Origin of the sequence: Paenibacillus sp. FSL M8-0228 (genome assembly GCF_038007385.1) — a bacterium.
In the GTDB taxonomy this organism is placed as follows: Bacteria; Bacillota; Bacilli; order Paenibacillales; family Paenibacillaceae; genus Paenibacillus; species Paenibacillus polymyxa_D.
Genome location: NZ_JBBOXA010000001.1, coordinates 3,144,338 through 3,170,884 on the forward strand (window position 1 = coordinate 3,144,338; position 26,547 = coordinate 3,170,884).

Annotated in this window: 20 protein-coding genes; 5 read left to right on the plus strand and 15 right to left on the minus strand. The window is 45.2% G+C overall.

What is annotated here, in order from left to right; genetic code table 11:
• Positions 1-68 precede the first annotated feature (68 nt).
• Together MKY98_RS13850 and MKY98_RS13855 are read left to right on the plus strand one after the other, a co-directional pair.
• A complete protein-coding gene (locus MKY98_RS13850) occupies positions 69-1,247 on the plus strand; it encodes a M20 family metallopeptidase (protein WP_069011739.1) in 1,179 nt (392 codons plus the stop codon).
• Between the two features lie 42 nt (positions 1,248-1,289).
• Positions 1,290-2,360, plus strand: coding sequence for a hypothetical protein (locus MKY98_RS13855; RefSeq protein ID WP_069011738.1), 1,071 nt, complete (start codon positions 1,290-1,292; stop codon positions 2,358-2,360).
• A gap of 87 nt (positions 2,361-2,447) precedes the next feature.
• Here MKY98_RS13855 and glgA read toward each other — a convergent pair whose 3' ends face one another.
• Positions 2,448-3,890, minus strand: a complete 1,443-nt coding sequence (gene glgA / locus MKY98_RS13860; RefSeq protein ID WP_029517457.1) for a glycogen synthase GlgA — start codon at positions 3,888-3,890, stop codon at positions 2,448-2,450.
• Positions 3,891-3,911: 21 nt separating this feature from the next.
• Positions 3,912-5,834 (minus strand): 1,4-alpha-glucan branching protein GlgB, encoded by a 1,923-nt coding sequence (glgB, locus tag MKY98_RS13865; protein WP_029517456.1) that lies wholly within the window; start codon positions 5,832-5,834, stop codon positions 3,912-3,914.
• A gap of 235 nt (positions 5,835-6,069) precedes the next feature.
• Here glgB and MKY98_RS13870 point away from each other — a divergent pair, with 235 nt between their 5' ends.
• Positions 6,070-7,296: a glucose-1-phosphate adenylyltransferase gene (locus MKY98_RS13870; protein WP_029517455.1), complete on the plus strand. Its 1,227-nt coding sequence runs from the start codon at positions 6,070-6,072 to the stop codon at positions 7,294-7,296.
• An 86-nt stretch (positions 7,297-7,382) separates the two neighbouring features.
• Here MKY98_RS13870 and MKY98_RS13875 read toward each other — a convergent pair whose 3' ends face one another.
• From MKY98_RS13875 to MKY98_RS13895, 5 genes are all read right to left on the minus strand, one after another.
• Entirely contained in the window at positions 7,383-8,807 is a 1,425-nt protein-coding gene (locus MKY98_RS13875; protein ID WP_029517454.1) for a sensor histidine kinase, read from the minus strand.
• Complete coding sequence (locus tag MKY98_RS13880) at positions 8,804-9,502, minus strand: response regulator transcription factor (RefSeq protein ID WP_007432526.1); 699 nt, start codon at positions 9,500-9,502, stop codon at positions 8,804-8,806. The genes MKY98_RS13875 and MKY98_RS13880 overlap by 4 nt, the downstream gene beginning before the upstream one ends.
• 1 nt (position 9,503) lies before the next feature.
• Complete coding sequence (locus MKY98_RS13885) at positions 9,504-10,838, minus strand: hypothetical protein (RefSeq protein WP_069011735.1); 1,335 nt, start codon at positions 10,836-10,838, stop codon at positions 9,504-9,506.
• Positions 10,835-11,560 carry a phosphonate ABC transporter ATP-binding protein gene (locus MKY98_RS13890; protein ID WP_029517452.1) on the minus strand — a complete coding sequence of 242 codons (726 nt, stop codon included), beginning with the start codon at positions 11,558-11,560 and terminating at the stop codon, positions 10,835-10,837. The genes MKY98_RS13885 and MKY98_RS13890 overlap by 4 nt, the downstream gene beginning before the upstream one ends.
• An 82-nt stretch (positions 11,561-11,642) precedes the next feature.
• Complete coding sequence (locus MKY98_RS13895) at positions 11,643-12,800, minus strand: MFS transporter (protein WP_069011733.1); 1,158 nt, start codon at positions 12,798-12,800, stop codon at positions 11,643-11,645.
• A 442-nt stretch (positions 12,801-13,242) separates the two neighbouring features.
• On the opposite strand from MKY98_RS13895, the gene MKY98_RS13900 reads away from it, so the two are divergent.
• Positions 13,243-14,160 carry a hypothetical protein gene (locus MKY98_RS13900; protein WP_023988964.1) on the plus strand — a complete coding sequence of 306 codons (918 nt, stop codon included), beginning with the start codon at positions 13,243-13,245 and terminating at the stop codon, positions 14,158-14,160.
• A gap of 66 nt (positions 14,161-14,226) precedes the next feature.
• Positions 14,227-14,991, plus strand: coding sequence for an HAD family hydrolase (locus MKY98_RS13905; RefSeq protein WP_069011731.1), 765 nt, complete (start codon positions 14,227-14,229; stop codon positions 14,989-14,991).
• A gap of 30 nt (positions 14,992-15,021) precedes the next feature.
• Here MKY98_RS13905 and MKY98_RS13910 read toward each other — a convergent pair whose 3' ends face one another.
• The 8 genes from MKY98_RS13910 to pdhA all read right to left on the minus strand — a co-directional run bounded on the left by MKY98_RS13910 (position 15,022) and on the right by pdhA (position 26,373).
• Positions 15,022-17,346, minus strand: a complete 2,325-nt coding sequence (locus MKY98_RS13910; protein ID WP_069011729.1) for a type IA DNA topoisomerase — start codon at positions 17,344-17,346, stop codon at positions 15,022-15,024.
• A gap of 526 nt (positions 17,347-17,872) precedes the next feature.
• Entirely contained in the window at positions 17,873-19,360 is a 1,488-nt protein-coding gene (locus MKY98_RS13915; protein ID WP_069011727.1) for a glutamate synthase subunit beta, read from the minus strand.
• Between the two features lie 238 nt (positions 19,361-19,598).
• Positions 19,599-20,087, minus strand: coding sequence for a dihydrofolate reductase (locus MKY98_RS13920; RefSeq protein WP_069011722.1), 489 nt, complete (start codon positions 20,085-20,087; stop codon positions 19,599-19,601).
• A gap of 17 nt (positions 20,088-20,104) precedes the next feature.
• Positions 20,105-20,899 (minus strand): thymidylate synthase, encoded by a 795-nt coding sequence (thyA, locus tag MKY98_RS13925; protein ID WP_069011721.1) that lies wholly within the window; start codon positions 20,897-20,899, stop codon positions 20,105-20,107.
• 252 nt (positions 20,900-21,151) lie between these two features.
• Positions 21,152-22,573, minus strand: a complete 1,422-nt coding sequence (gene lpdA / locus MKY98_RS13930) for a dihydrolipoyl dehydrogenase (RefSeq protein WP_039271311.1) — start codon at positions 22,571-22,573, stop codon at positions 21,152-21,154.
• Positions 22,574-22,576: 3 nt separating this feature from the next.
• Positions 22,577-24,190: a 2-oxo acid dehydrogenase subunit E2 gene (locus MKY98_RS13935; RefSeq protein ID WP_208332708.1), complete on the minus strand. Its 1,614-nt coding sequence runs from the start codon at positions 24,188-24,190 to the stop codon at positions 22,577-22,579.
• Positions 24,191-24,224: 34 nt separating this feature from the next.
• On the minus strand, positions 24,225-25,205 hold the full coding sequence (locus MKY98_RS13940) for an alpha-ketoacid dehydrogenase subunit beta (protein WP_013310510.1): 981 nt from the start codon (positions 25,203-25,205) through the stop codon (positions 24,225-24,227).
• Between the two features lie 100 nt (positions 25,206-25,305).
• A complete protein-coding gene (gene pdhA / locus MKY98_RS13945) occupies positions 25,306-26,373 on the minus strand; it encodes a pyruvate dehydrogenase (acetyl-transferring) E1 component subunit alpha (protein ID WP_029517443.1) in 1,068 nt (355 codons plus the stop codon).
• Positions 26,374-26,547 lie beyond the last annotated feature (174 nt).

Below are 26,547 nucleotides of genomic sequence, written 5' to 3' on the forward strand. Positions count from 1 at the left end.
GTTATAGTACAATTTCAGCATACCTAGCGCAGTACCTACATTACAGCTTATATAAAGGAGTTTTCAGCATGGATTTTAAACAGACCATTCAAAAGACAATTGAGCAGCATGCCCCACGCTTTAAGGACATTTCGTTATATATTGGGGCAAATCCTGAACTTGGAAACGAGGAATTTCTGGCCGCTGCCCGTTTAAAAGAAGAACTCATTTTTCACGGTTTTGAGGTCCAGGCACCCGTTTTGGGCATAGAAACAGCCTTTATTGCAACTTACAAAGCTGAAAAATCCGGACCGATTGTTGCTTTTCTGGCAGAATATGATGCTCTGAAAGGTTTAGGACACGCCTGTGGGCACCATCTGATATGCATGATGAGTACCGGTGCTGCCGTTGGCCTCAAGTCGATCATCGACGAAACTGGTGGAGAAGTACGGGTATACGGCACACCTGCCGAAGAAACTCGTGGTGCTAAGGTCCCTATGGCCTCTGCCGGTTTGTTTGATGATTGCGACATAGCACTTATGACGCATCCTTATGATCGTTACGAAAAATCAGGCAAATCGCTGGCGATTGATGCTGTACAATTCGAATTTTTTGGTCAATCCGCTCACGCGGCTGCCAGCCCGCACGAAGGCATTAACGCGCTGGACGCTGTGATTCAAACGTTCAATGGCATCAATGCGTTCCGTCAACAAGTAAAAAGTACAGTGCGTATCCATGGGATCATTAATCAGGGTGGGCAAGCAGCCAATATTATTCCTGATTACGCCTCAGCCCAATTTTATGTAAGGGCCGCTACACGTCAAGAACTGAACCCGCTGACTCGCCGTGTTATTCAAATTGCTGAAGGAGCTGCTTTACAGGCCGGGTGTCGTTTGGAGACCTCCAATTATGAGACTTCTTATGATGAAATGGTCACGAACCGTGTACTTTCCGATGCGTTTACCGCAAATTTGGTGCAGGCTGGCATTTCGCAAGAAGATATAACGGAAGGCGAAGATCATGGCTCCATGGATATCGGAAATGTATCGCTTCATTGCCCTGCTATCCATCCTTACATTCAAGTTATTGACGAGAAGCATGCCTTGCATACACCAGAATTCCGCGATTTGGCGATGCAGGACCGAGCCATGGAAGGAATGCTGCTGGCTGCGAGAACTTTGGCATGGACTGCTTGCGATGTAATCACGAATCCTGAACTGCTAGCCCAGATAAAAAAAGAATTCGCTCTGCTGAATAACGAACGCTAAATCTTAATTCCGTGTTATTTCAGAAAGGAGTAGCCAGCCATCATGGATAGTATGAGTAGCTTTTGGACGTTGTTTATTGTGATAGACCTCATCATTTTTTGGTTTATATTCCGTGCATTACGCAGGAACCGGGGAAACAGAAAAACACGGCGCCGGAATGCTTTTTTCCTCAGCTCCCCTTCTCCTTCTTCCCTTACGCAGGAGCGTCATCCAGAGATTACGGAGCTGATGCAGCTATTGGAGCAATCCATTCCCGTCTCCTATGCTCATAGCGTAAGGAATCGTGTAATGGAAGCCCACCCAGAGATTACGGAGCAAGAATATGATTGGCGTTGGCATGAGCTAAAACGATATTTTATGCTATGCGCGATTATGAATCGTGTGCCTATGTTCAGTAGTGATGTGGATGAATTATGGCACGAAATGTTGATGTTTACCCGCGAATATCAGCAATTCTCGGAAGCTTTTTTTGGTCGTATGCTTCACCATGCGCCCCATTCTGGCGGCTCTCAGCCGATGCCGGAGGAGCGTGCGTGGTTTGATTGGTTGTATGTGGAATGCTTTGGCTGGAACCGCTATAGCGCCAGTTTGTGGGGGACTTTTTTTAATCATCCATTACCGAACGACGAGCTTTCACACTATTACAAACTCACAACTTCGGCGCAGCCAGCAGGTAACCGTTGGAATACTCAGGAGAATATAGCCATTTCACAGCAAGCCCAACAAACGGTTCATAAGATTGTACAACATCTGCGCGAGCGGGTGAATAAAGCGGTGGATGATCCTGAGGGTAAGCAATTGCCTAAGGTCAACTATTTACAGGTCGACTATCTGTTATTAGCTGTTGTATGGTATTCATGGTATCAACCTGAACAATTTGCCATACACATGCACCCGGATGCTACAGGCAATGCCGGGTTAGCTAGCTCATCTGGTTGTAGCTCGGCAAGCGGCTGCTCGAACTGGGATACGCATCACTCGCATCATCATTCCTCCCATGACAGTTCTCATCATGGAGGCTCTTCTCACCATGATTCAGGCGATTCTGGTAGCCATTCTTCGTGTAGCAGCGGCTCTTCATGTGGAAGCAGCTGTGGTGGCGGGGGCGACTGATCATAGCAAAAAAGGGAATTCCTCAGCCAAACACTGGCTAAAGGGATTCCCTTTTTCATTAATATGAATATGGTGTTCCTACTCCGTTCAGTCCGTCTTTGTGAGCAAATGGTAAATATCCATATACGCTTCGGCTGAAACATCCCAACTATATTCTCCTGCGAAAGCCGTCTGTGTAAGCTTCGACCAATGCTCAGATTGGCGATAAAAATGAACAGCACGACGAATGGTGTTCAGCATATCATGTGCATTGTAGTTCGTGAAGCTAAATCCATTTCCTTCCCCTGTAGACTCATTGTAAGCCTGCACGGTATCGTTAAGGCCCCCAGTTTCTCGCACAATAGGGATACTTCCATAACGAAGCGCTAGCAGTTGGCTGATCCCGCAAGGCTCAAACCTTGATGGCATAAGATACATATCGCTTGCCGCATATATTTTTCGTGACAGAGGTTCGCTAAAAGCAAGCTGCGCCGACATTTTCAGTGGATAGCGTCCCGCTGCCTCACGGAACCAATGCTCAAAAGCCGGATCCCCTGTTCCCAAAACGACAAACTGGATATCATCATAATACAAGATTTCATCAAGCACTCTCGTTACCAGATCTAGCCCCTTCATATCTACAAGTCGGGTTACCATGGCAATCATAGGTACGTCCGGCCGTACCGGCAGACCCAGCTCCTTTTGCAGACCAATTTTGTTTTCCTTTTTCTTTGTCAGACTCGTTCGGTACTTCGTATAAATACGATTGTCCGTAGCAGGATTATAGCTTTTGGTGTCAATTCCGTTCACAATCCCTGTTAAGCGACCCTGATCTCCCAATTTACGAAGCAGACCCTCAAGCCCATATCCGTAAAATTCCGTTTGAATCTCCTCTGCATAGGTCGGACTCACGGTCGTGACATGATCCGAGTACGTAAGCCCACCTTTCATAAAATTCAGTCTGCCATGATACTCCACACCCTCGGAGGTGAAATAGCTCCCATCCAGGTTGAGCAGCTCAGTTAAGACCTCATACGGAAAATCCCCCTGATACAGCAGATTATGTATGGTAAACACCGTGCGAATATCGCTGTAGAAGGGCAAATGTCGATAATCGGCATTCAGAAGCAGCGGAACCATTGCTGTATGCCAATCATGACAATGCAAAATATCCGGCCGAAAGTTCAGTTCAGGCAGCATTTCTAAAATCGCTCGGTTAAAAAAGGAAAAGCGTTCGCCATCATCCATATAACCGTAAATACCGTCACGACCGAAGTAATACTCATTGTCTATAAAATAAACCTTGATTCCGTCTAATGTCAGTTCCTCTATTCCACAATATTGATTACGCCAGCCTACGGCTACTTGCTTTACCGCTACCGGACGTAGAGACTTTTTATAAGTATCGGGAATCCCCGCATATTTAGGCAAAATGATTCGGACGTCGCACCCCGCCTGACGAAGTGCCTTCGGCAGTGCGCCAATGACATCAGCCAACCCGCCTGTTTTAATAAATGGATGTGCTTCTGCTGCCGCAAACAAAATGTTCATATATGCTTCCTCCTTATGTGGTTAATCTGCTTTTTTAGGCCTCCGAGGCGCTTTCTTGAGTATAACGATGCTCAGGGGTGGTATAGTCACCTCCAAGCTGTGAAGCTGACCGTGGCAAGGAATACGGGCGGTCCGTATCATTCCGGTATTTAGCTGGCCACTTCCCCCAAAGTCCTTATGATCACTGTTCAGCAGTTCGATATAACTCCCGGCCTTTTCCAGCCCAATTCGGTAGTTCTCTCTCGGTACGGGCTGAAAGTTAATAAGCACGACCAATGTATCTCCTGGCTTTTTACTTTTACGTAAATACGTAATTACGCTCTGCCCACGGTCCTCCGCCTCAATCCACTGATATCCATCCCACGAATGATCCAGTTCCCATAGTGCCTTTTCCTGAATATACAAATGATTCAGCGCTTTCGTAAAAGCGTGCAGCGAACGGTGACTGTCATAATCCAGCAGAAACCAGTCAAGCTGCTCCTCATCCTTCCATTCGATGAATTGGCCGAATTCCCCTCCCATAAATAATAGCTTTTTGCCCGGCGAGGTGAGTTGGTAACCGAGAAGCGCTCGAAGCCCGGCAAATTTTTGCTCATAGTTACCTGGCATTTTATCAAGCAGCGACTTCTTACCATGAACAACCTCATCGTGCGACAATGGCAGTGTAAAATTTTCGCTGTACGCATAAGCTATGGGGAATGTCAGCAAATTATGGCGCTCCGGTCTCTGATCGAAATTCGTTTCGATATAATCAAGCGTATCGTTCATCCAGCCCATATTCCATTTGTAATTAAAACCGAGTCCTCCATCGCTTACCGGGGAAGTTACCATAGGCCAGGCACTGGACTCCTCTGCCATCATCAGAGCATACGGATAATAGCGGAATACTGTTTCATTCAGTTGTTGAAGGAAGGCAATAGCCTCCTCATTTTCAATACCTCCCTTAGAGTTAAAACGATATTGACCGTCCTGCTTTTCAAAATCCAGCCGTAGCATACTCGTCACAGCATCTACGCGCAGGCCGTCAATATGGTACATATCCATCCAAAATAACGCATTAGATATCAGGAAAGAACGCACCTCCGGTTTGCTGTAATCAAACGTCAGCGTTCCCCAGCCGGGCTTTTCCGCAATCAGCGGATCCGCATATTCGAACAGGGGCGATCCGTCAAACAGCCTTAATCCATGAGCATCTTTTGCAAAATGGGCTGGGACCCAATCCATCAGCACTCCAATTCCCGCCTGATGGCAACGATCCACCAAATACATAAAATCATGCGGTTCTCCATAACGGCTTGTGAGTGCAAAATATCCAGTAAGTTGGTAGCCCCAGGAAAGATCATACGGATGTTCACTCAGCGGCATCAGTTCAATATGTGTATACCCCATATCAGTCACATAAGGCACAAGAAGCTCAGCTATTTCCCTGTATGTATAAAACGTACCATCTTCTTTTTGCTTCCAAGTGCCCAGATGAAGCTCATATATGTGTAGAGGCTTTCCATACGGTGCTCTACGTTTTCGGCGCCAAATCGCATCGTTCCAAGTATAACCATCTATAGAAGCTACCACAGAAGCCGTTGCCGGTCTCACTTCAGCACGTACCGCGTAAGGGTCTGCTTTCAGAAATCGTTCACCGTTTGCACCCGTAATGTCGTATTTGTAAAAAGTTCCTTGGGATATCCCCGGAAAAAAACGACTCCAAAAACCGGATTTGGGAACCCTATATAAGGAATCCTGTTCCCCATTCCAGTTGTTGCGATCTGTAGCAAGCCCGACATGGAGAGCATGAGGAGCCCAGACCGTAAAACGGACGCCCTGTTCTCCGTTCTCCACAGTAAGGTGGGAACCCAAAGATCGGTAGCTGTGATAAAGCGTTCCTTCATGAAACAAATAAATATCTTCCGATGAAATAGCCTGTTGCGGAAGAGTTTGGTCTGTCATCACGTCACCACCCTTATATGTTTGTAAGTAAAAATGTATGAATCGGTAATGCATTCGCTTTTGGCTCAAAGCTGACTTGAGTTATTACCCCATTCTAGCCACAATGAACAGAAAAATGACTAGGAAAAAAATAAACCTTAGTTTTTGGGGAATCTTATATACCTAATGGTTTCAAGAGTACCCCATACCGTTTATGTATGTACTACACTGACAACTAAACCGGGAGGGAAACGAAATGTTTAATAAAGAATGCATTGCCATGCTGCTGGCAGGCGGAGAGGGACGCCGTCTTGCTCCCCTTACTTCAACGATTGCAAAACCCGCCGTACCTTTTGGCGGTCATTACCGAATCATCGATTTTCCTCTCAGTAACTGCGTAAATTCAGACATTGATACTGTAGGTGTACTGACGCAATATGAGGCAGAATCCTTGCACGAACATATCGGGGATGGAACACCATGGGGTCTTACAAAAACAGATGACAAAGGAATTACCCTGCTTCCATCTTACAACACAGGTAACGCTGAATACTTAGGAACGGCAGATGCTATTCATAAGAATATTGAATATATTGACAGCCAAAATCCGGAGCATGTGCTTATTTTATCCGGTGATCATATCTACTATATGAATTATCGCGAAATGCTGAACCACCATAAGGAAAAAGGAGCTGCGGCTACCATTTCTGTCATGGAGGTACCTTGGGATGAAGCACACCGTTTTGGTGTTATGAGTGCGGATGAAGATCTACGTGTCACAGAATTTGCAGAGAAACCTGAGAAACCGGAAAGTAATTTGGCCTCTATGGGTATTTATCTTTTCAAATGGGATTACTTGAGAAACTACCTGTTAGAAGACGCACAGGATGCTCAATCCAGTCATGATTTTGGTAAAGATATCATACCTAAAATGTTAGCGGATCAAGAATCCTTGTACGTTTATGAATTCCAGGGCTATTGGAAGGACGTAGGTACCGTTAAAAGCCTGTGGGATTCACACATGGATTTGTTACACGAGAATTGTGCGATCGACCTTCAACGTAAGGATTGGCCGATGTATACACGTGAACGCCGCACAAGGTTGAGCGCACAAAAGGTACCTAACCGTCAAACGCAGCCATTGGGCAGCTTGTTGCATGATTCCTGTCAAGTAGAGGGCCGAATTGAACGCTCCGTTGTATTTAGTGGTGTCGAGGTAGGTAAAGGATCAGCCATCAAAGAAAGTATCGTTATGCCGGACACACGCATTGGACGTAACGTCCATATTGAACATGCGATTATTGGTGAAGGTGCTGTGATTCGCGATGGTGCTGTCATTAAAGGCAGTCCGGGCGAAATTATGGTCATCGGACCCAATGAAGTGGTATTTGGTAAAATGGCGGTACGGCCGCAAACTACACGTATGCTGAAAGAAGCTTACGAGCGCAATACACGCTTGCGTGCCGAAGGTTTTACTTCATAACGTTACCCCAAATCAAAAACAGCCAGCCCTCCCGATTTAAGAGGACTGGCTGTTTTTCTAATTGCACCTATAAGTAGGCTTTAAATCTATTCTTCAGTGAGTTGTGGTGGTTCCACGGATTGCTCTGCTTGCAGAGCAGGTAATGAAACCGTAATAGTGGTGCCAGCCCCCAGTTCACTTCTGATGAGCATCTGACCATGATGGCGCTCGACAAACTGTTGTGAGATTGCCAATCCCAGTCCAGTACCACCGTTTTGGTGGTCTACCTGGAAAAAGCGGTCTCTTACTCTGGCAAGATTTTCAGCACTAATTCCAATTCCTGTATCTTGTACGGATATCTCGATATTGCCATCAACCCGTTGAAGCGACAGAAAAATAATTGAGCTTTCATGCGAAAACTTGATAGCATTATCCACAATGTTCAAAAATACCTGTTTTAGACGGTTACCGTCTCCATGGACGAAATATGCCGCTTCTTCCGAATCAAGCTGAAGTTTTATTTGCTTCATTTCTGCTTTGGCCCATACGTTCAGCATAATTTCCTGCAAAAGCTCCCGAAGATCTACCGTTCCCATTACAAGCTTCATGGCATTTTGCTCCAGCTTGGAAAAATCGAGAATTTCCTCCACCAAGCCAATCAGCCGATCCGTCTCTTTAGAGATAATCTTCATCCCGATTTTCGTCTCCTCGGGGTCATAGCCGCCAGAATTTAACGTTTCACTCCAACCCTTAATAGATGTAAGCGGAGTACGCAATTCATGAGATATAGATGAAATAAAATCATCCTTGATTTGATTTGTTCTGACAATTTCCTGTGCCATATAGTTCAGAGTCGAAGCCAGTTCACCCAACTCATACCGATAATCGCCTTCAATGCGTGTATCAAACCTCCCCTGAGCCATCTGAGCAGATACATCGCGGATATTATTAATCGGTCTAACAATGGAATTCGCGAGCCCTGTACTGACCACAAATACAATAACCAGTACAGCTGCCATGATGCCAAGAGAAAACAGCGTAATCGTAAACAGCTTATCATTTACCAATTCCAGCGAGGTTGTATACCGAATAACGTACACCTGGTCTCCGACGATATTGTCCAGTTTTTGAGATACCGCCATCACCTGCTGCCCCGTGCTCGGTTGCTTTCCGATCCATTTGCCCGTATCTCCAGCTAATGCTTGTGTCACATCACTTGTTTGCACACTTAGATCTGCTGCAAAATTCGTCGAGTTATCAATTACATTTCCCTGTTCATCGAGCAACTGCAGTTCAGTAAAGGGCAGAGAAAATGTATTTAACAAATACGATTGCAAAGACTGTTCCGGCTCTTTAAATTTGGGTGCAAATTCACTTACCGATTCGATACGGCTTTCGATATGTTTGTAAATGGAATCGTAATAGTACGACCGGAGTGCAAACATAAAAATGACTTCTACTAACAGAAGCGCTAAGAACACTACGAAAAAATAGTGAAGCACAATCTGTCGGCGAATTCCCTTTTTGATCATTGAGACTGACCTTTCCATTTATATCCATGTCCCCAAACTGTTTGTAAAAAGGCTGGCTCGGATGGATTGTTTTCAATTTTCTGCCGAAGACGTCGGATATTCACATCTACAATTTTCGGATCGCCCATATACTCTTTGCCCCATACGTGATCAAGTAGAACATCTCGGCTGAGCGGCGTGTTCTCTTTTTCCAGAAAAAATTGAATCAGGGAAAACTCAGTCGGTGTCAGCTCAATCAGCTGCCCGTTCTTCTTAAATTGCTTAGCAATCAAATCTAGGGTGAACGGTCCAGACTGGAAGGACACTTTGGCTGCTGTTTCACGATGAACATTCACCCGACGCAATAACGATTGAATACGTGCAATCAGCTCCGTCGGGCTAAAAGGCTTGCTCACATGATCATCGGCCCCTACAGACAAGGCATATACCTTATCCTGCTCCTGTACCTTCGCTGTGAGAAAGATAATGCCGATGCGCTCATTCGTCTCCCGGATTCTCCGACAGACTTCAAAACCATCCATACCGGGTACCATTACGTCAAGCAGTGCAATATCAATATCCCGCACCGTGTTCAAAATATTCAGAGCCTCATGCCCTTCCGACGCCTCCAGCACCTCAAAACCGTTACGTTTCAAATTAATGACGATAAAGCTGCGAATGGATTCCTCGTCTTCCATGATTAAAACTTTACTCACTCTACTCTACCTGCCTTTCCCCCAGCTTGTTTTTAATGGTTTTACGCGGTTCCAGCTCACTGGATCGCTTAATGCCAATGACCTGCGCATTCGTTCGCCACAGTTGGCTATACCCTTCGTTGTTTCGCTCCCATTGTGACAACGAGAAAAATTTAATTTCCGCTATCGTTTTGTCTGTATCATCCAAAATAAAGCGCAAATAGCTGTCCTTCTTCGAAACTTTCGGATCAATCGTCACCTTGCCATGCAGCTCTTTCGGTAATCTGAAGTAGACCTGTTCATTAGAATCACGATACTGCTGCTGCTTAAAAACCGTTCCTTTCGCCCCGTCCCACTGATAGAACGACACAAAATATGGAACCTCATCCAGCGGCTTGTTACTCCAACCTTTAGGCTTCTCCAAATTACCAAATTCCAGAATACCGTCACCATCCACATCACCACTGGCGATGGTCGCATCCTTGAAGGTGACATCCATAAGATTAAGCTTCCTAAGCTTGCCGTGATCCATCACAATAACATTGGAAACGGTAGTGGTCTGAGCAATTTTGGTGTCTATAATAATCCCCTGCCTACCCTCGGCTACCTTGCCAGCAACGACATTATAGACATCTAAGACCTGACTGTCCAAATCCAACGATCCGATTTCCTTAAAGGTCCCCCCACTAAATTGGAATGTTTTAACTGTAAAGAATTCATTACGTCGCAGCGTGATAATCGTCAAATCATTCAATTTATCCCCGTTTAAGTCCATCTTGTTATGCTTAAAATCATCTACGACGAAGTCCGTATAACCTGTAGCATATATTTTCTCCAGAGTTCCTCCGGTATAGGAATACACGATGAGTCCCTTCTGGTCCCCGCCATCGCCACTATCTCCGCTGGAAAAACCCGCTACAATATCGAGTGTTCCATCATTCGTTAAATCCACGAGCTTAAATGACTCCAGCACAGTGCCTTCCCCATCAAACGTCAGCTTCTTTACCCACGTTCCCCCCTGATCTTCAAACAAGGCACCATGTATTTTTACGCTCTCATCAGGCGTTTCATAAAAGAGCACTGCTTCGTCTGTGCCATCATTGTTCAAATCACCCGTTCGAATTGGCGTCGGGTCATCTGGATCATTCGGCCTTAAAGGCTGTACCGCCCCTAGTTGCGTATTCACTGCACCATTCAGTTCCTGCTTCTCGTCAGACATCGTCGGTGTCTCCATCAGCGAAATGGGATCGCTAATAACATTACAGCCGCTTAAAAATCCAGCAAGGAGCAGCAAGGAACAGCAGCCAGTCACCATTCTCAACAGCATTATTTTCACTTCTCTTGCCGTCCCCTTCACAATTTGTTCTTTTCCGCTTGTGTCAATCGTCTCCCCTGAATATCAAACACCAATTCACCATCATTCAACCCCCATATACGGGAAGCAAAGCGTTCAGCCATTTCCAACGGCAGTACAGTCATGATCGTCACCCGCTCGTCAGAACACAGCTTGCGAAAAGTCTCCAATACATGCGCTGCCGAAGCTGGATCAAGTCCATTTACAGGCTCATCCGCTAAAATAACTTTAGCTCCGTGCACGAGAGCACGCGCAGTCGCTACCCGCTGCCGCTCGCCACCGCTGAGCTTGTCGCATTTATCATGCGCCTTATCCAGCAGACCCAGATCCTCCAGTACGTCCATCGCTCCCATATAATCGTCGGAACGCACCATACCGGTCACCATTCTCCACATTGGAGTTTGACCGGATCTGCCAATGAGCACATTTTTAAGAGCGGTTCGATTCATATTTAGATGCGGGTTTTGCTCCAGGTATGCCCATTCCCGCTTTATTTTCATCTTTCCAGTCCAACCGGATTTCAGCACATCATTGCCACCTACAATTAAACTGCCTTCATCCCATGGCTCTTGTAAAGCAAGACAGCGAAGCAGCGTCGTTTTGCCGCTTCCACTTGGCCCCACTATGGCTATGAATTCGCCTTGATGAATTTCAGCATCAATTCCTCGAAGTAGCTGGGTCCGTTCAGGTCCCACTTGTTTGGTCAGCTTCCGAATTTTAATCATCTAAGTGATTCCCCTTTGCGCACCATCAATACTGTTTATATTTTATAGTAAATGTGAAACAAATACCATGCAAACCGCAGTTTTAAACCGCCGTTACTCTTTTTCTGGAAAACAAACCTAACAATCCGAAAACAATGTAACTACCACCAAGGACAAGAAACATGCTGCCTTGAGTTCCAAAGTCCAGCAACCCTCCGCTAATATTAGGTCCGATCACACTTCCCAGATTAAAATGAAAGGATGCCAGTACATTCGCGGCTGCTAAAAATGATTTGGGCAACAGATCAGCGGCGTAGGCCAAACCGAGAGAGAAAAAGGAGCCTACTAAACCACCTGCTAGGGTCAGCAATATCAAAGTGAACATAAAATGATTGCCGCTCCATGGTAGCAACATAAAGGTCATTCCCCCTGCTATGCCTACGCTCATTAGCACCTTTTTACGTCCCCAACGGTCACTCAATATCCCTAGCGGCAGCTGCAGCACTAACCCTCCCAAACTGACGAACGGCAGCAAGGCGGCGATTTCATCGGTATGAAAGCCAATACGCAGGCCATAGACTGGAAAGTTACTGTTCAGGCTCGCTTCCATATAGCCGTATAGAAATGCAGGCAAAAGAGCGTACCATGCCCAGCTGTAACTGCGACGAAATCTTTGAGTGGGACGCGCCTCGGACTCCAGCTTCTCTGGTCTGGAGTCCGGCAGCTTAATTAACACCAACAGCAAAACAAGCAAGCACAATAAGGCCAACGCAGCAAATGGAACCAGCATTCCATAATCAAGTAGCCATAATCCCAATGGTCCTAACGCAAAACCCAGACCATATGACATACCATAAAAGGAAATGTTGCGGCCTCGCTTCTCTGCTGGAGTCACCAGCAATATCCATAGCTGCGCAGAGTAGTGCAATGCACTGTCACCAATACCTACTAGCAGACGCAGTATGAACCATACTCGAATATCAGGGATTAGCGGAAACAGCAGCAGCGTAATGAGCACTAGCACAAGCCCACCGGCCATCAGCTTTTTAAACCCTAACCAGCCCAATGTCCGTTCTGCCACCAACGTCATTGCAAATGAACCAATATACAGAGCAGCCGCATTCATTCCATTTAGTGAAGATGAAACTCCCATTTGTTCCAACGAGATTGACAGAATAGGTAATAATAAACCTTGGCATAATCCGGCAACAATAATAACAGCAATTAAAATAAAATAATGAACCCGTAACGACGACGACATCCTAGCTCCTCCTGATCGAACAAATAAAATAATAAAAAAATCAATGTTAAGAAATGATTTGCATTTGATTCCATAATCAATAATAATTCTTATCACTATGTATTCCATGCCGTCCTGCAAAACCGGCAAATCACATATACAAATTCAGGTGTAATTAGTGTATTAAAGAATAGAAGAAAAAAATCGCCATCTGAGATGACGATTTTACGGAAAGAGCTTGTCTGGTATGTATCCGACTCCTTCGGTTAAGGAGCCTCGTATGTTCAATCCGAACCCATTCACGTCACAACGCACTATTTCATATTATAGTGGACAATCCCTGGCAGAACAAGCCATAATAAATAAGTGAGCAATCATTAAAATGCTCATGTTTTGCTTATGGACGGGCTTAATTACGTTCACCGCTCTGGGCTAGAAGACAGAATAGGAGGCATTGGGTTCCATGAGTTATCAAATTAAAATAGACACTTCTCCAATTTATGAATTGCTCGGCAGCTTCATGGCCTATGTGACTAAAAAGTGGGTTCAAGATATGGACTTGGGCCATGAATGGATCGACAAGGTAGATGCACGACTACAACATGAAGTTCGTACTGAGCTGGCTACAGCTCAGGATTGCCCTTTTAGCGATTATGACGCACTCTATGCTTGGGCGTTACTTCGTCCGGAATCAGATGAAATATCTGATTATATCTCTTATTTGGACCACGGCCCGGATAAAGATATGTTTGAGTTGCTCGTTCCGCATATCCCTTTTTTAACCTTTGAAGAATCTTTACGCATTCGTAAGGTATACGCACCACTCCTCAAATTGTGGGATCGTGATTATTTTCGGGCCCTGGAAGGCGAACTGCGTGTGTTGGCAGAAGAAGACGCTGCGGAAAAGCGCATGCTGCTGAGTAAAATGGAACCGGAAGCACTGGTTGAATATGCGACAGCTGGACTAGTCGTGCCACACATGGAAGACCTGGATACAGTAGTCCTATTTCCAGTTGTCCATAATCGCCCGATTAATTCATACTGTTTTTATACCCGCACACTGCTGATCCAGTATCCAGTAGATATCCCCGAGGAGAGCGAGGAAGAACCGCCTACGCTTCTGCTACGGCTCACTCGTGCGGTTAATGATCCGCAGCGGCTACGAATTCTGCGTTATGTAGCTCAAGGTCCTAAGTCTCTCGAAGATATGCGCCATGATTTGAGCCGTTTGGAAGATACACTCATGTCTGATATGATGATTTTACGAGTGGCTGGTCTGCTTCGTATTCACATCGGACGTTATCATAAGGAAAAATTCAGCATCCGTCCCGATGGCGCGGCTGATTTACAAGTATTTTTGGAATCCTATATTGGATTGTAATTTGAATTGTACTTTTAGTTATAACCGAAGCAGCGTTAAAGCTTTGGCTTGGAAGGAGTATGCATCGTGTCGTATCCGAAGCAGCACATTTTATTTGATCTTGATGACACCTTAGTCCACTGCAACAAGTATTTTGACCTGATCCTCAACCACTTTTTTGATTTGCTTCAGGAATGGTTTGCAACTCATAACCTAACCAAAAATGCGATTCGTGAAAAACAAATCGAAATTGATGTGGCTGGAGTTCATCAAGTGGGCTTTGCCAGCGAGCATTTCCCACAATCTTTGATAGATACGTACCAATTTTTCTCGGAACAATTCGGACGCCGTCTCGATTCTCGGGAAGAGCAGGAGCTTCGCTCTCTTGGCCGAAGTGTGTACGAACAGGAAATCGAACCGTATCCAGGCATGGTCGAAACGCTGAACTCCCTCCAAAAAGCAGGGCATTCCCTCCATCTGTATACTGGCGGTGAGCAGATCATTCAAGAAAGAAAGATTGAACAAATGAAACTGGCTACCTACTTTGATGACCGCATCTACATTCGCCAGCATAAAAATGTCGAAGCCCTAGAAGAAATCATCCAGATGAATCGCTTGGACCGAAGCATCACCTGGATGATCGGGAATTCTCTGCGCACTGATGTTTCTCCAGCCCTTGCCGCAGGTATTCATGCTGTATATCTCAAGCAGCCTAAGGAATGGATTTACAATATGGTTGAACTGCAAAAAAACGTGAACTCCGTGATGTATACGATACAGAAGCTAACGGAAGTACCACGGGTTATCCACGAAAGCATACAATTGCACCAACAAAAAAGGACCCTCGGATAGGGTCCTTTTTGTATTGGTCTAAACCCTGTCTCAGGATTCCTCTCGAACGCTAAGTTGTCCTGTACCAGGTTCATTCAGAACAATTCGCGCTTTGACGGTCGATCCATCTTTACGCTTAAAAGACAACAATTGCGTCTGTCCCTTCGCCAACAAGGACTTGAGCATCGTTTCGGTAATCTGCTTTCCAGCATATTCCTTCCAGACGACAAAGCCACAACCCTGCTTGTAGTGGCTGCACCCATACCCTTTACGGCCTTCAATAATGCTTCCGCCGCAATTAGAGCGTGGGCAGCTACCTAAAGCTTGCCTTTGGCTTCCTGAAATGCCTGAGGATCCGTCGGAAGAGCTGCGTGCTGGTGGTGCTGCTTGCTCTAGCGTTGCGCTTCCAGCGCTGCCACCGCGTCCTGATGTAGCACGCCCCACCCCTTTGGCGGCGGTGCGTCCACTCGCACGCGCACTACGTGCGCCTTCTTTTCCAATCGCACGCTTCCCCCTTGCTTCCTCACCAAAGGCATTTGCCGGAGCCGGCGGCTGCTGCCTCACCTTATCAATGATGGACAACGTAAATCTTTTAACGTTCTCCATAAACTTCTCTTGAGCCGCCTCACCCTTGGAAATTTGATGTAGGCGACGTTCCCATTGACCTGTCATCTCCGGGGAGGCTAATAGATCAACCCCAGCATGACGGATCAGGTCAATAGCCATCTTTCCTTTTTCCGTAATAAGAATCTTTTTACCCTTCATTTCAATATAGCCAACTTTTTTCAATCGTTCAATTGTGGCGGCCCGCGTCGCAGGTGTGCCTAAACCGGCATCCTTCATGACCTCACGCAATTCCTCATTCTCCATCTGTTTACCCGCGCTTTCCATCGCCTTAAGCAATGTACCCTCCGTGTAGCTTTTAGGGGGCTGAGTCGCCTTTTCTTTCATCTCGGCGCGAACACAATCCACGGGACGCCCCGCATCAATCTCAAACTTCTTGTCCGTCCACTCGTCCGTTTCCTCTTCATCTTCTTTTTTCGGTGATTTGCTCTTTTTACCTTTATCCTGATCAACCTTACTTAAAACTACTTTCCACCCCAAGGAAAGAAGCTCTTTAATATTTGTTTTAAACAGATGCTTGTCCACCTGTGTCATTACGGTATGCATTTTGTATTCAGCAGGCGGAAAAAAATGCGACAAAAACCTGCGAATAACCAGGTCATATACATTTTGCTCTTCTTTGCTTAGTGTTCCTGGCCTTTTTAATGTCGGCAAAATAGCATGGTGATCCTCAACACGAGATGGATTGCAGACCGATTTATTCTGTTTATGAACCAAATTGGGGTTGGCTTGTTGGACCAGATCAGCATAAGGACCTGTGCCCAGCATCCGTAGTGCCTTGTGCATGCCGTCTATATTTTGCTCTGTCACATAGTTAGAATTGGTACGCGGATAGGAAATGACCTTGTGGCGCTCATAAAGCGCTTGTGCCACATCCAGTGTTTTTTTGGCCGAATAACCGTACTTGGCATTCGCCTCTCGTTGAAGCAGCGTTAAATCGTACAATTTAAAAGGATACTCTTTTGTCTGCTTGGTGTCATATTTGGTGATTTTACCTATTTTTCCGCGAACAGCCGCAGCGATTTCCTCAGCTTCCTCTGGCTTCGTCAGCCTATCCCCCTGCCACGCACCTTTGTACTTGATCTGATCTTGCTTAAATTCTGCCCACACGTCATAGAAGGTTTGAGACTGAAATGCCTCAATTTCTTTTTCCCGGTCATGAATCAGTGCCAGCACGGGAGTCTGCACCCGTCCTACCGACAGCAGTGTGTTATGTCGTGTTGTGAACGCTCTGGAAGCGTTCATGCCGATCAGCCAGTCCGCTTCACTTCGTGCCCGCGCAGCTTGAGTCAGAAATTCAAACTCCGAAGCATCTCGCAATCGTTCAAAGCCTGTCGCAATACTTTCCGCTGTCAAGTCTGAAATCCACAGTCGCTTAACTGGCTGACGCAACTTTAATTGCTGTTGGATCAACGCAAAAATATATTGCCCTTCCCGTCCAGCATCACAAGCATTTACGATGGCATCGCAGCGTTTGGCCAGTTCACCAATCATTTTCAGCTGATCTTTTGTTTTCGGATTCGGTACAATTTTGAACTGCTCAGGGATAATAGGAAGATCCTTAATATTCCATCGCTTGTACTTAGCATCGTATGCATCCGGCTCAGCCAAACCCAGTAAATGCCCGATCGCCCAGGTTACAATGTATTTCTCCCCTTCCAAATAGGTACGGTTATTTTTAGCCCGCGGCTCCATAACAGCGGCAATCGTCCGTCCCATATCCGGTTTCTCAGCAATAATCAACGTCTTCATTCATACTCCATTCCTTCCTGACGGCCTTCTGTTTCTCCTCCATGAATCATACATATACATGGATATTAAAGAAAACACAGGTATCCCGGCCTCATGCAAAAGGAGCCTTCTCCCGACGAAAGCTCCTTTGTAAATTCATTTAGTCAAACGCTTCAACAATATACGTGTATTATACCATAGATACCATGGTTCTCTCAGGTCATGATTTTAAATAGTCAACGAAAGTTATGTATATGTTAATTTACATCACATATATATCAGATTTTATCAAATTTTCTTGTGAAATAATTCTTTTTTCTATAAAAAAGCTACACTAAACACTCTTTTTTATGTTATGATCAATTTAGATAAGAAATATATGGTGATACGATTAAATTTAAGTTATATTATATAACATATATTTCACAATGTTTCACAGCTCAATAATCATTTATTCATTTTTCGCTTCTGGCAGACTCAGCTTGAAATACAATAAAGCCCCATCCGAAGATGGAGCTTTGACTGATCCGTAACATAAAATTTATAATTACACCAAAACGGTAGCGCCCATGAGGTATTTATCAACTTCACGCGCAGCTTCTCGACCTTCATTAATAGCCCACACAACAAGACTTTGTCCGCGACGCATATCACCTGCAGCAAAAACCTTATCCACATTAGTAACATATTTTCCATAACGTGCTTTAACGTTGGAACGACGATCCGTCTCCAAGCCAATTTGCTCTACAATCGTTTGCTCAGGACCATCAAATCCAATGGCAATAAGAGCAATTTGTGCAGGGAATACGCGCTCCGTACCTGGAATCGGTTGATAGATTTTGCGCCCTGTTTCATCAACAATCCGTTGAATTTGAATGGTGTGCAGCTCTTTCAGATTACCGTTTTCATCACCTACAAATTTGGTCGTCATGATGGAGAACTCACGTGGATCTTCTCCGAACAGCGCCTTAGCTTCTTCCTGTGCATAATCAAGAGAATACACGTTTGGAAATTGTGGCCAAGGATTGGCAATCGGGTCACGCTCCATAGGTGCTTTGGTATGTGTGCCAAATTGAGTGACACTCCGACAACCATGACGCAAAGAAGTAGCTACACAGTCCGAACCCGTATCACCGCCACCGATTACAATAACGTCCTTACCTTGGGAAGACAAATAGTTGCCATCTTCCAGATTGGAGTCCAAGTAACTTTTGATGGTACCATTCAGATAATCCATCGCATAATGAACACCCTTCAAATCGCTACCTTCAATGTTGAATTCTCTTGGCTTCGTAGAACCACCGCATAGAACAACAGCATCATATTCACCAATCAACTGATCGGTAGGGATATCTTTGCCGATTTCCGTATTGGTGATGAATTGAATACCTTCAGCCTCCAGCAAATCCACACGCCGCTGAACAACCTTTTTATCCAATTTCATGGACGGTATGCCATACATCAATAATCCACCCACACGATCTGCACGCTCATACACAGTCACGCTGTGCCCTGCTTTGTTAAGCTGAGCCGCTGCAGCCAAACCTGCCGGACCCGAACCGACAACAGCCACTCGTTTGCCTGTACGCTTTTCTGGCGGATTAGGGACAACCCAGCCTTCCTCAAAACCCTTTTCGATAATAGCTTCCTCAATGGTTTTAATTGTAACAGACTGTCCGATCAGTCCCACAGTACATGAACCCTCACATGGCGCAGGACAAACACGACCTGTGAATTCTGGGAAGTTATTCGTTTTGTGCAGCCGCTCTAGCGCTTCCTTCCACAAACCACGATATACGAGATTGTTCCATTCCGGAATGAGATTATGAACCGGGCAGCCTAAAGTTGCTCCCATGATATCCATCCCCGTATGACAATAAGGGGTTCCGCAGTCCATACAACGCGCCCCTTGGGTACGCAGCTCTTCCTCAGACATATGCTTATGGAATTCTTCCCAATCCTTTATACGCTCTGCCGGGTCCCGGTCTGTAGGAAGCTGTCGTGTGTATTCCATAAATCCAGTTGGTGTAGACATGTTACGTTCCCCCATCTCTTCGCTTATGAACCCCGATCATCCATTCAGAATTTAAGTCAAATTCGAATTTGTCTATTTGTATTATGAAAGGGTCTGTTCTCATTGAATTTGATTTATTGTATCACAATACAGCGTAAAAGTGATGAAAACTTATGCAACTTTCTGCATCAACAGCCAAAAGGATTTTTTATATGGTTTATTAATTTTTCAAATGAGTGGGGTCGGATATAGTCTATTCTTATTCGGTTCTCTCGTAAACAACAAAACGATACTCATAGGGATTTTTGTCATCCTTGATACCTGGGGTCTCACTAACTATATTCCAGCCGTTCCAATCCAGCTCAGGGAAGGTTGTATCGCCTTCAAAAACCTCCTCAATCCGAGTCACAATCAGCCGATCAGCATGTGGCCAAAACAGTGAATAAATCTCTGCTCCTCCGATGACCATTAACTCTTCCTGCTTTGCTAATTGGAGTCCTTCTTCCATTGAATGAATTACTTCCGCACCTTCCGTCTGATAGCGCAGATCTCGGGTCAAGACAACGTTACGCCGGTTTGGCAGGCTTTTTCCTCCAAAGGATTCCCACGTTTTGCGTCCCATGAGTACCGTTTTATTAATCGTCTGCTCTTTGAAAAAGGCCATGTCTCTAGGGAGGCGCCAGGGAAGTTTGTTATCTCGGCCGATCACACCATTTTGTGCCATAGCCCATATCATTGAAATGCCCATTTTCCCACCTCCTCTAATCAAATGGCGACAGGCGCCTTAATCCCTGGATGATATTCGTAATTTTCAAAAGCAAAATCGTCGTAGGTATAATCAAAAATCGAATCCGGCTTGCGCAGAATTTTCAACTGAGGCAACGGATAAGGATCACGTTCCAACTGTGTATGCACTTGTTGCATATGATTTGAATAAATATGCACATCGCCGCCTGACCAAATAAATTCGCCGGGCTCCAAACCGCACTGCTGTGCAACCATATGCGTTAGTAATGCATAACTTGCGATATTAAACGGCAACCCTAAAAAGGTATCCACAGAACGCATCGTTAGCATACAGGAAAGCTTCCCTCCAGCTACATAGAACTGAAATACAAAGTGACATGGCGGCAACTTCATCGATTCGATTTCAGCCACATTCCAAGCACTGACAATGTGTCGACGTGAATCCGGATTTTTTTTAATAGCTTCAATGACATTCGCAATTTGGTCAATATGTTGTCCGTCTGTTGTTTCCCACGAGCGCCATTGCGACCCATATACAGGCCCCAGATTCCCCTGCTCGTCTGCCCACTCATCCCAAATGGTAACTCCGTTCTCCTTGAGATAAGAAATGTTGGTATCTCCCCGCAAAAACCATAACAGCTCATGAATAACGGATTTCAAATGTACTCTTTTGGTGGTCACCAAGGGGAAGCCCTTGGCCAGGTCAAAACGGAGTTGCCTTCCGAAAACAGATAGTGTACCTGTTCCTGTACGATCCTCTTTTTTTACTCCATTCTCTAAAATATCCTCCAGCAGTTCCAAATAGTTACGCACGTTATTCCTCTCCTTTGAGCATGAATAAAAACCTGGCATCGCCAGATTCTAAACTTTAAAATTCTTTTCTGCACCCATATCTATAGTTAGTTTATCATGTACGGTACTTCGTTGACCATGTACTGTGTGAATTTTCATGGTAGTCCTGAAAATCCTAAAGTTTGAAAAAAAAGAGACAAAGAGCGCAGATATAGCGCTCCTTGCCTCTCTTTGTCATGTATGAAAACGAAAACGAGATAATGAAAAATGGTATTAGCGACGTGGTGCCAATGCGTGGATCGGATGCCCCAGCACGACTTCCGCTGCTTCCATAACGATCTCGCCCAGTGTAGGGTGAGCATGAATAGTCAAGGAGATATCTTCGAGTGTAGCACCCATTTCAATCGCCAGACCCAGCTCAGCAATAAGGTTGGAAGCTTCCAGACCTACGATTTGCGTACCCAGTACCAAACCTGTGTCAGCGTCAGCAACGATTTTCACAAAACCTTCAGCAGCGTTCAGGGAAACCGCACGACCGTTTGCTCCATAAGAGAACTTGCCAACTTTGACATTGTAGCCTTTTTCTTTGGCTTGTGACTCTGTGTAGCCTACGCTGGAGCATTCTGGATCCGTGAAAACGACAGCCGGCATACACTTGTAATCTACTACAGACGGCTCGCCTGCAATTGCTTCAGCAGCTACTTTACCTTCGTAAGAAGCTTTGTGCGCCAGAGCAAGACCAGCTACGATATCGCCGATTGCAAAGATGTGAGGAATGCTAGTACGTCCTTGGTGATCAACTTTCACCATTCCGCGCTCATCCAGTTCTAGGCCGATCAGATCCAGACCCAGTTCACCGTCTGTGTTTGGACGACGTCCAACAGTTACAAGCAGATAATCAGCAGTTACTTCTTTGCTTTCGCCGTTAACGGAGAATTTCACTGTTACGTCTTTATCTGTTTGCTCTGCACTTTCCGCTTTAGCACCAGTGAAGATTTCGATGCCCGTTTTCTTCATGCTTTTCGCAACGATCGAAGTCATATCTTTGTCGAAACCAGGAAGCACTGTATCCATACCTTCAATAATCGTTACTTTGGAACCGAATTTGGAGTACATTTGTCCGAGCTCTGCACCAATGTATCCACCACCGATTACGATCAGGCTTTTCGGAATTTCAGGCAGGTTCAATGCTTCTGTAGAAGACAGAATGCGTCCACCAAAAGGAAATGGTTTCAGTTCGATTGGACGGGAACCTGTTGCGATAATTGCATTTTTAAAACGGTAACGTGGTGATTCATGTTCGTTGAATACACGCGCTTCGTTTTCGTTGATGAACATGCACTCACCATTGAAAACTTCAACTTTGTTGCCTTTGAGCAAGCCACTTACGCCGCCTGTCATTTTCTTAACAACGCCGTTTTTGAATTCTTGTGTTTTAGCGAAGTCTACTTTTACATTTTCAGCCGAAATACCGAAAGACTCGCCATGTTTAGCTGCTTCGTATTGATGAGCTGCAGAGATCAAAGCTTTGGATGGAATACATCCACGGTTCAGACAGACACCGCCCAGCTCAGATTTGTCAACGATCAATACGCTTTGTCCTAATTGTGCGGCACGGATGGCAGCTACATAGCCGCCAGGACCCGCACCGATAACCAATGTGTCAATATCCAGAGAAGCGTCTCCTACTACCATTGATTACACCTCCATAACAAGCAACTCAGGGTTAGCGAGCAGCTGTTTGATATAGTTCATGAAGTTTTGAGCAGTTGCACCGTCAATAATACGGTGGTCAAAGCTCAGAGAAAGAGCCATTACTGGAGCGGCAACAATTTCACCGTTTTTCACGACTGCTTTTTCACTGATGCGTCCAGTACCCAAAATCGCAACTTCAGGGAAGTTAATGATTGGAGTAAAGAACATACCGCCTGCGGAACCGATGTTAGTGATGGAGATTGTGCTTCCTCTCATCTCATTTGCTGCCAATTTTCCATCACGACCGCGCACAGCCAGATCACGAATGGAATCAGCAATCATCCAGATACTCTTACGATCAGCATCTTTGATAACAGGAACGATCAAACCGTTGTCTGTATCTGTAGCGATACCGATGTTGTAGTATTTTTTGTAGACAATTTCGTTTGCTTCTTCGTCGATTGAGGCATTCAGAGCCGGGAATTGACGGGAAGCAGCAACCAAAGCTTTTACGATGAATGGCAGGTATGTTACTTTTGTGCCTTTCTTCTCAGCAATTGGTTTGATACGAGTACGGAAAGCAACCAGTTCAGTTACATCTACTTCATCCATAATCGTAACGTGCGGAGCCGTATAAGCCGATTTAACCATAGCATTGGAAATAGCCTTGCGGATACCTTTAAATGGTACGCGCTCTTCCTCAGCACGTGGATCTGCTGCTGGTGCGGATGCTGCTGCAGCTTTCGCTTCTTTCTTAGCAGGCTCTTGTGCTTTTGCAGCTTCTTTCGCTACTGGTGCAGCCGCTTGGCCTCCACCATTTTTGAAAGCTTCTACATCTTCTTTGGTGATTTTACCATTTTTGCCGGAGCCACTCACTTGAGCGATGTTTACACCTTGCTCACGAGCAAATTTGCGGACGCTAGGTGTAGCTAGTACATCTTTGTTAGAAGCAACAGGAGTTGCAGCTGGTTTAGTGTTAGCTCCGCCTTGTGCAGCATCCTGTTCTTGTTTAGCAGCAGCTGGTGCTTCTTCTTGTTCAGGAAGTTCACCCTCTGCAGCGATTACAGCTACGACTTGACCTACGTTAAAGATGTCGCCGTCTTTGGCAAATACCTCTTGTACTGTGCCATTGACCGGACAAGGAACTTCAACTACAGCCTTATCGTTTTGTACTTCCATGATGATATCTTCATCGGTTACTTTGTCGCCGGCCTTGATGTGCATCTTGATGATTTCGCCCTCGTGAAGACCTTCACCCAGCTCTGGGAATTTATATTCAAATCTAGCTGTACCTGCAGCTCCGCTTTGTGCAGCAGCACTTGGCTCAGGGCTAGCAGCTGGTGCTTCTGGTGCATCTTCTTGTTCGGGAAGTTCACCTTCTGCATCAATTACAGCTACGACTTGACCTACGTTAAAGATGTCACCGTCTTTGGCAAATACTTCTTGTACTGTACCATTAACCGGACAAGGAACTTCAACTACAGCCTTATCGTTTTGTACTTCCATGATGATATCTTCATCGGTTACTTTGTCGCCGGGCTTAATGTGCATCTTGATGATTTCGCCTTCGTGAAGACCTTCACCTAGCTCCGGGAATTTATATTCAAATTTAGCCACGTTTAAAACCTCCCAAATTTACGGTGTGCTTTAATTAAAATTCCAATACTTTATTAACCGCATCAATGATACGTGTTGGCGTTGGCAACCAAGTATCTTCAATTTGAGCAAAAGGATAAACGGTATCCGGACCTGCTACACGCAGAACGGGTGCTTCCAGATGCAGGATTGCTTTTTCGTTAATTTGTGCAATAACTTCAGCAGCTACACCGGAGCTCTTTTGCGCTTCTTGAACAACGATGGCACGATTGGTTTTTTGAATAGAAGCAACAACGGTATCAATGTCAATCGGGCTAATGGTACGCAAATCAATGATTTCTACTTTGATACCTTTTGTTTTTTCCAGCTCATCCGCAGCTTTAATCGAAGTGTGTACCATCATACCGTAAGTAATGATCGTCACATCGGAACCTTCGCGAACTACATTAGCCTTGCCCAGTTCAACTGTGTAATCATTCTCAGGAACTTCAGCGCGGAATGCATGATACAAGTTCAAATGCTCCATGAAAAACACAGGATCGTTGTCGCGAATAGACGCAATCATGAGACCTTTTGCATCATAAGGGTTGGATGGAACAACAACCTTGATACCAGGTGTTTGAGCCAGCAGGCCCTCCAAGGAATCTGTATGCAGCTCGGCTGCCTTAACACCGCCACCAAAAGGTGTACGGAATACGATTGGAGAATTGTAACGTCCACCGGAACGGTAACGCATACGGGATGCTTGAATTGCCATTTGATCAAGCGCTTCAAAGATAAAGCCTACGAACTGGATTTCAGCTACAGGGCGGAAGCCTTGAATACCCAAACCGACAGCAAGACCCCCGATTGCGGATTCCGCCAGCGGAGTATCGAATACACGTTCTTCGCCAAATTCTTTTTGCAGACCTTCTGTAGCGCGGAATACGCCACCTACATGACCTACGTCTTCACCGAAAAGCAGGACGTTAGGGTCGCGTTTCAACTCTACGCGCAGTGCGTCACGAATCGCTTCTTTCATGTTCATTTGTGCCATTTGCTTCATTTCCTCCTTAAACATTGACAGATCAATTTCAGTTCAGGTCAATCGAAAAGCAGACCGGATCGGGTTACGGCCCGGTCTCTTTCAAGTTCAATTATTTAAAATCAGCTTTTTGTTCTTCCAAGTGCTTAGGCGTTGTTTCGAACATGCTATCGATCAGGCCAGGAATTGTCATTTTCTCTGTTTTCTCGGCTTTTTTGATCTCTTCGTTCACTTTTGCCTTAGCTTCTTCTTTTACGCGAGCTGTATCTTCTTCAGTCCAAAGGCCTTTTTTCTCAAGGTATTTCGCAAAGCGGGCAATTGGATCTTTCGCATTCCATTCGCCTTCTTCTTCTTTAGAACGATATTTTGTTGCATCATCAGAAAGGGAATGCGGACGGAAACGGTACGTTACGGCTTCAATCAAAGTAGCACCTTCACCATTACGTCCACGCTCTGCAGCTTCTTGAACGGCTTTAATAACTGCAAGCACGTCCATGCCGTCAATTTTCACGCCTTTAATACCAGCAGCTACTGCTTTATGAGCGATCGAAAGAGCAGCCGTTTGTTTTGAGAATGGAGTCGTGATCGCGTAACCATTGTTTTGCACAAAGAAAATAACTGGCAACTTGTATACACCAGCATAGTTCAGGCCTTCGTAGAAATCACCTTCGGAAGAACCGCCGTCACCTGTATATGTAATGGCGACTTGTTTTTGTTTTTTCAGCTTGTAACCCATAGCAATACCCATAGCATGCAAAATTTGCGCGCCAATGATGATTTGCGGCATCAGTACATTAACACCGTCCGGCACTTGGCCGCCGTGTTGATGACCACGGGAATACAAGAAAGCTTGGTATAATGGCAGGCCATGCCAAACGATTTGCGGAATATCGCGGTAGCCTGGAGCAATAAAGTCTTCTTTTTGGAGCGCATATTCGCTACCAACCATGGTTGCTTCTTGTCCGGATACCGGAGCATAGAAACCGAGACGCCCTTGACGGCCTAAGTTAACGGCACGGTCATCCCAAGTACGTGTAAATACCATTCGATACATAATTTCTTTCAATTGATCATCTGTAAGTTTAGGCAACATATCTTTATTGATAATTTCACCATCCGGAGAAAGTACGGACAGCGCCTCAACTTCCTCTGTGTAAACTTCATAAGGAACCTTGCTCATTTTCTTCACCTCAACAAAAAAATTTGAATATCAAGTTCCGCTGTTATAGGATTATTATACACCTGTTATACCGCTCGCGTCAAAGATTTAGTTATTTTTTTTGAGTTTGTCACATTTTTGTGTGTGTAACAGGGTATATTTTTTACTGTAACAGCTTAGTACATGATTGAAATT